Annotated in this window: 7 protein-coding genes; all 7 read left to right on the top strand. The window is 42.6% G+C overall.

The window, feature by feature from the left end; translation table 11 throughout:
- The coding region (locus tag ACRC32_RS21560) for a tyrosine-type recombinase/integrase (protein ID WP_438555887.1) at nt 1-549 on the top strand (549 nt) is incomplete at its 5' end.
- A 112-nt stretch (nt 550-661) separates the two neighbouring features.
- Nucleotides 662-1,000: a hypothetical protein gene (locus ACRC32_RS21555; RefSeq protein WP_438555886.1), complete on the top strand. Its 339-nt coding sequence runs from the start codon at nt 662-664 to the stop codon at nt 998-1,000.
- A 2-nt stretch (nt 1,001-1,002) separates the two neighbouring features.
- Complete coding sequence (locus ACRC32_RS21550; RefSeq protein WP_438555885.1) at nt 1,003-1,779, top strand: hypothetical protein; 777 nt, start codon at nt 1,003-1,005, stop codon at nt 1,777-1,779.
- Nucleotides 1,779-2,327, top strand: coding sequence for a hypothetical protein (locus tag ACRC32_RS21545; RefSeq protein ID WP_438555884.1), 549 nt, complete (start codon nt 1,779-1,781; stop codon nt 2,325-2,327). The genes ACRC32_RS21550 and ACRC32_RS21545 overlap by 1 nt, the downstream gene beginning before the upstream one ends.
- A gap of 1 nt (nt 2,328) precedes the next feature.
- Nucleotides 2,329-2,949 carry a hypothetical protein gene (locus ACRC32_RS21540; protein WP_438555883.1) on the top strand — a complete coding sequence of 207 codons (621 nt, stop codon included), beginning with the start codon at nt 2,329-2,331 and terminating at the stop codon, nt 2,947-2,949.
- Nucleotides 2,942-5,686, top strand: coding sequence for a hypothetical protein (locus ACRC32_RS21535; RefSeq protein ID WP_438555882.1), 2,745 nt, complete (start codon nt 2,942-2,944; stop codon nt 5,684-5,686). Before ACRC32_RS21540 ends, ACRC32_RS21535 begins: the two co-directional genes overlap by 8 nt.
- Nucleotides 5,686-6,492 carry a hypothetical protein gene (locus tag ACRC32_RS21530; RefSeq protein ID WP_438555881.1) on the top strand — a complete coding sequence of 269 codons (807 nt, stop codon included), beginning with the start codon at nt 5,686-5,688 and terminating at the stop codon, nt 6,490-6,492. Before ACRC32_RS21535 ends, ACRC32_RS21530 begins: the two co-directional genes overlap by 1 nt.
- Nucleotides 6,493-6,514: the final 22 nt, after the last annotated feature.

Below are 6,514 nucleotides of genomic sequence, written 5' to 3'. Positions count from 1 at the left end.
GTAATTGCAGCTTTTAGGAGCGATCGCCGTCCTGGGATGAATTACTCTCACTATGCCGATATTGTCGAATTTTGGTTTTTAACTGGATGCCGACCGAGCGAGGCGATCGGTTTGAGTTGGGACCATGTGAGTGAGGACTGTTACTCAATAACTTTCAATGGCAGTATTCACACGATTAAGGGCAAGCAGGTATTTAGTAAAGGATCTAAAAATAATAAGTCGCGTACCGTTGCCATTAGCGCCAGAGCTAGAGAAATTTTGCTATCTATCAAACCTAAAAACTGCCATCCCACCGATCTAGTATTTCCATCTCCTAAAGGCAATGCGATTAATTACCCCAACTTCCAAACCAAGATTTGGGGTAAAGTTGTTGACCCCATCAAATCAAATACCACACCGTATAATTGTCGCGATACCTTTATCAACTTGCAGATTTTACGGGGTATCAGTAGCACTGTAATAGCGAAGTGGTGCGATACTAGCACTGAACAGATCGACCGCGCTTATGCTGATTCAATTAAACTCAGGCAAATAAGACCGCTCGATTAAATTCCCATCTCCTAACTACATCGATCTGCGTCTCTATTGAGGCGCTTTTTTGTATGCGATCGACAAGTCTTAAAAAGCAGAATAATATTTAGTTAGTTTATTTGTACTAATAATGCCCGAACCAACACTTACGCAGATATTCGGCAGCGGCGCAACGCAAACCGCAACTACACTATCAATTGCTAAAGCAGACTTGGCAACGATGGGACTAACTGCCAGCGCGACTAACACGGCTGAAAGCTTGTATGTAGCACTGCTACTACTAGCAGAACAAACATTATCAATTGCAAATCAAGAAAATAACCCAGATCAATCTATAACAGTTGCTAAAGCTGATTTTAATTTCCAAACTCTAGTTACACGCAATAACCAACAATTTAGACAAAGCACGTATTCAGTAAATCTGCAAAAGTTAGACACATCAGCCGCTATCGATCCAGATGACTATTAATTATGGCGATCGCATCTCGAATTGATAGTTTTGTAGCTCCTACACTGACGCAACAATCTGTTTACGATGGCATCAAGCAAGCTTTTAGCAATGCAGGCTTTACCGTCGTTCATGATGAATTTACAAGCGGTGCTGACAAAGTAGTAGTTTACGTGTGTGCTTTAGATACTGCAAAAGCTTACGGTGTTACCTATCTAAGAATTAGGCTAACAACAGGCTTTGTAATTGGGCAGCAGTTATATAGCACCTGGTCAATTGCTACCCACACTGGCACGAATCCAAGCACTGAGATTACTTACACTGCACTTATTGCTAACACTCAAATTAACTTTACGGCGCTTAACGGCGCTGCTGAATTTAAGCTAATAATGCTCACTCAAGGAGTAAATGCGATCGCCCTTGGATTTGTAGCGCCAGCTAACAAGCCTGCTTGGTGGGATCTAAATGCCTGGAACTACTGCTTTATTGCAACTAGCAATACTTTTGCAGCTTTTAGATCGACTAACCTTAATCCTTACAGCAACAGCGATAACGATTCTAGCTTGAACGTATCTAGAATGGCGACCGCTAACGTGCAGACTAACCGACGCGATCTATTACCAGGAATCATTTTTTATACGCAGACAAACCAAGGAATTAGCGGGCGGACATCCGACGATCTAGTAATGATCGCTGGGAGCGGTACAACCCGCTACGATACTATTCAAATTCCAGGAGACACCAAACAATATCTATTACTCAATCCTACGAGCGGTGGGTTAGCAGTGAGGATCTCATAATGGCAGTTTTGCAGGCTCAAGCTATTGATAGTAATGGTTACGCGGCTAATAGCACTCTATTTTTTCAAGCTTCAATTACTGCAAATATTGCTAATGGAATGCAGACAATTACAGTTACTCTTGCAGCAGTATCGCTAGCGGTAGGATTACCTGCTAATGCCTTATTAATTGCAATTGCGATTACTTCAGTAAGTAGTGGATATTTTGTGAATTATTTATCTAGGCTAGCTAGATTTTTTGGGATTAGAGCTAGACAAGATATCAATTATCTATACATCCAAAAATCAGATTTACCATTACTTGCAGTGAGTCTATCTAATACTGCTGAATCTTTACTAATTGCCTTGTTACTTCAAGTAATGCTCTATGAATCAAACTCTTTAATTTCTAGGGTTACAGTTGATGCATTCAAAACAGAATTTGCAACTGTAAACTCTAGAGCGGTAATTAGATCGATACTTTTAATAAGATTGTATAGCTTAGTAACTAGAATAGAAAATTTTGAGATTGTAGACAGTAACGCTATTACGCCAAATAGCTTTAATTAAAATGACTTACTGCAAACCGTCTGAGCCAGCAACTATTACCTATAGCTTTGCTGGAAATAAAAAACAATTTGTAACTGATAAGACTCCTATCGATATTGCTACTTATGAAAAGCGAATTAACACAAGTCCTAACTTTAAAGCAGAAGGCTACACAATTAACTTTTACAGCCCCAACAACAGAAGGACTCTAGAAAACATAGTGAGAGATCACATAATTACATACTATCCAGCTTATGTCACTGAGAGCGGGTTTTCTGTACCTGCGTCCTACAGTATTTCTTGGATCGACTGCGGGGCATTTGATTTTATTAGAAATACTAACGGTACTCTTGGAGGTGTTGAAATTGACCCCAACACGCTCATATACAAACCAGAAATAAAATGCCCTGGTCCACCTTTGGGGAATAAATGCTCGATAGAAGTCAAGCACAAAGGCATAATTATTTTTCAAGATCAGGGTAATTGCCCTGTTAGTTTTAGCATTCAATGTGGCGATTGCCCCGAAGGCACTATTAAATGTAACGCGCCTGGATACCCTGGTTACTGCTGCTTGCCATGTACGGAAATTGCAGGCGAAATAAAAGCGATCGCATCTCAAGTTAGGAGAATTAATAATGTCTGAATGCGCTCAATTGCGAGCAGAATTAGCAGCGCTGCGGGCAGAAGTAGCGAAGCTCAAACCAGTAAATGAAGAAAGGATTATTGCAGCAGCAGTAGCAAGATGCGAAGGTAATTTAAAGCCTTCTATTAATCAAGCGAATGCTCTAGCTGGTGACGCGTTCGGGCAAGCAACAGCGGCGCTTACTGCTTTAGCACTGCTTAGACTTGTAGTAGCTGAAATTGCAGGAGGACTAGCAGCATTAAGAAATATAGTTATGCCTCTAATTGCTACTGTTGGCAGTCTGCAAGGTGCGATCGCTGGACTGGTTGCCCGCGTAGCAGCTTTAGCGGCAGGACTTACAGCAGTAGTGGCACAAGTAGCGGCGCTGGCGGTAGCGATTGCAGGAGCGGTAGCAGCGATCGCCCTAGTTTATGCTTTGAGCGTTCGTGTTAATTCCCTAGAGGGGTATGTCGATGCAGTTGCAAATACTGCTGATTCTGCTTTTAGTATGGCAATTAAAGCTTTTGGCATAGGACAAACAGCCGTTAATATTGGTACGGCAGCGCAAGGTACAGCTAACCAGGCACTTACTCAAATCCCACCAGTACGTGCAACAGCCGACCGCGCCCTTATTGCAGCGGGGACTGCTCAACTTGCAGCCGACCAGGCACTTACTCAAATCCCACCAGTGCGTGCAACAGCCGACCGCGCCCTTATTGCAGCGGGGACTGCTCAACTTGCAGCCGACCAGGCACTTACTCAAATTCCACCAGTACGTGCAACAGCCGACCGCGCTCTTATTGCAGCGGGGACTGCTCAACTTGCAGCCGACCAGGCACTAACTCAAATCCCACCAGTACGTGCAACAGCCGAACGTGCCCTTATTGCAGCGGGGACTGCTCAACTTGCAGCCGACCAGGCACTTACTCAAATCCCACCAGTACGTGCAACTGCCGAACGTGCCCTTATTGCAGCGGGGACTGCTCAAGTTACTGCCGACCAGGCAATTACTCAAATCCCATCTATCCGTAATACTGCAAATACTGCTTTAGAGACTGCTAATACTGCCAACATTAAAGCTGATACAGCAATCAACACGGCTAATCAAGCACTAAGAGCAAAGGCGATACCAGGACCTAGGGGATTGCAAGGAGTTCAGGGAGTACCAGGTGTTGCGGGCGCTCCTGGTGCTGCGGGAGTACCAGGTGCTGCGGGAGTACCAGGTGTTGCGGGAGTACCAGGTGTTGCGGGAGTACCAGGTGCTGCGGGAGCGCCTGGTAAGGCGGGCGCTCCTGGTAAAGATGCATCCTTAGATCCGGCGCTAATTTCTCGGATTAATAAAATAGAAAACGATATTAAGGAGCAAGATGTTTTGAACAGGCAAGGACTAACTAAAATTGAACAACTACCAACAGTGTTAGAGCCAACAATCTCAAATGCTGTAACTAGGACAGTAGCGGCGCTCGTGCCTATTAGTATCGAGCAAGCAGTTAACGATGTGAGAACAACTTTTGAAAATATTAGTAGAGCAAATAACCAAGCATTACAGCCACAATTTCAACGGACGATTGACGCTAATAGAGCCGCTATAGCAGCACTTACAGGCACTCTCACATCGGGACTAAACAACGTTAACGATCGAGTTGAAACAACTATCGGTGGTGCGATCTCAAGAGGTGGTAGCAACCAACGAATAGAACAGGCACTTACTGGATTAATTGGCGACATTGCAAGTCAAAGGACAACTAACGATCGCCAGCTAAACAATCTAGGAGGTTTAATCGCAGGAGTTCCCCTAGCGATCGCTCGCAGTCCAGTAGCTCAAGCCGCTGCTGTTACTGCTGCTGCTGCTGGAACTTGCCAGACAACGCAACCAGGCGGGTGCATGGGAGGGCAGTTTAACAACACTAACGGATTACTTAGTAATCTAGGAAGTAAACTAGATGCGCTAACTCAAGCAGGACAAGGCGCGGCGCTGTTAGCTATCAAGCGCGGTGTTGACTTATTAAACACTAAAGTTGGTAGTGTTGCTTTAAGGGGCGGCGTTACTGGCGCGCTATCAAACATTATCAATTCCAGCGCAACAGATCGGGTAATGAACTTAGTTACCGTTGCTGGAGTTATGCACAACTGCATGATGCTATCAACTTCAATTGGTGACACTTTATTTAGCGCGTTAGATAATATATTTGCAATCCCTAGTTTAGTTAAAGATCCTAATGGCGATGCTATCGATACTCGCGAACAGTTTACTAAGTATCTTGACAGCTATTTTGCTGCTTTGTTCGGCACTACTGAATGGAAAGCGATTAAAGCACAGTGGAAAGCTTACAGCACAATTTATAATACTGGATCTCAAGTATTTGGTAACATCCGAGATATCTTTAATGAAACTGGCGAAATCCAGGAAGTTACTAGAAATTGGGTTGCAGAACTTGGAAACGGACTGCAAGATGAGGGAATACTAGGTGAGGATAACTGGGAAACTAAAGATCCGAAAAAGAAAGTTAAAGGTAAATATTTTGCTAGGCTACAACGCATAGCAGAAGGATTAGAGCAAGTGGAAAATGTAGCAGAAGATTTAGAACGGGTAACATCTAGCGCCAGAAATATAGTAGAAACTGCCAATGAAATTAAAGAGAATGCCTCCACAATTTCTAAAGCTGTTGAAGATGCGAATAAAGCAGCGATCGCAGATCGTAATGCTAAAGAGGAGGGATTAGAATTGCCAAACTTTAGCATTGAGGACCTGTTTTGATGCCGGATCTAAGTTGGGCAAAACACCGCAAACTCTTACGCGCTCCTAACATTGGATTTAATGCTGAGGTTTACAGGCATTTTAAAAATTATGACAACACGCCTGGTAGGTTAATACTGCGAGACTCTCTTTTAGTAGGAGCTAAAGATAGTCGTAGCACTGCATTATTTAAAATTCAATACTTTAGAGATCAAGTACAAAAAACTCATGCCAAACCTAGTATTATCGGCATACCTAAAGAGCAATTCGATCTAGGGATTGAGATTGAATACAAACCAGTTGTTCAACTTTATTTCCAGCAAGATAGAAGCGCCGTAGTGGATGATTACGCGCCAGTTACAGCGGAAATATCTTTTAGGCTAATGAATGAGTCAACTGAATCAATTACTAAAGCAAATCTTGAGGTTTTAGCTAAAACGATAAAAAATGAGTTTGCATTGGGTGCAGGATATACATTTAACAAGGGTAAGCTTATTGCTACTTATATTGATAAAAAAAATGGTTATTTTCTACAAATATATGTAATTAATGAATCAGAAGGTGTAGAAGTAGTTAAAAAAATCCTATCGATTCAAAATCATACTTATGATGATGACCTATTTAGAATTACTCAACCCAAAAAAAGTTCAGTAAATACAACCTCTAATAAAACTATTGCAGGTAAACCCTACAAAAAATTACGCTGGCGACCAACTGCAACAGTTCGCTTTCAATGGGCAAGCGTATCTATTCGGGAAGTACCAGATCCGATTTACCTTGTAGATCGCACTATGTCACGTCCTGGATCTCTGGAACTTATGTATTAACAAACTTAAAAAAATCCCATAG

Source organism: Chroococcidiopsis sp. (assembly GCF_051657925.1).
Lineage (GTDB): Bacteria > Cyanobacteriota > Cyanobacteriia > Cyanobacteriales > Chroococcidiopsidaceae > Chroococcidiopsis.
Note: the sequence above shows the minus strand (reverse complement) of the source record. Positions and strands in the feature narration are given on the sequence as shown.

What these genes read in the sequence shown, in the direction of transcription:
- ACRC32_RS21550 (WP_438555885.1), top strand. Translation starts at nt 1,003, where the DNA reads ATGGCGATCGCATCTCGAATTGATAGTTTTGTAGCTCCTACACTGACG.
- ACRC32_RS21545 (WP_438555884.1), top strand. Translation starts at nt 1,779, where the DNA reads ATGGCAGTTTTGCAGGCTCAAGCTATTGATAGTAATGGTTACGCGGCT.
- ACRC32_RS21540 (WP_438555883.1), top strand. Translation starts at nt 2,329, where the DNA reads ATGACTTACTGCAAACCGTCTGAGCCAGCAACTATTACCTATAGCTTT.
- ACRC32_RS21530 (WP_438555881.1), top strand. Translation starts at nt 5,686, where the DNA reads ATGCCGGATCTAAGTTGGGCAAAACACCGCAAACTCTTACGCGCTCCT.
- ACRC32_RS21535 (WP_438555882.1), top strand. Translation starts at nt 2,942, where the DNA reads ATGTCTGAATGCGCTCAATTGCGAGCAGAATTAGCAGCGCTGCGGGCA.
- ACRC32_RS21555 (WP_438555886.1), top strand. Translation starts at nt 662, where the DNA reads ATGCCCGAACCAACACTTACGCAGATATTCGGCAGCGGCGCAACGCAA.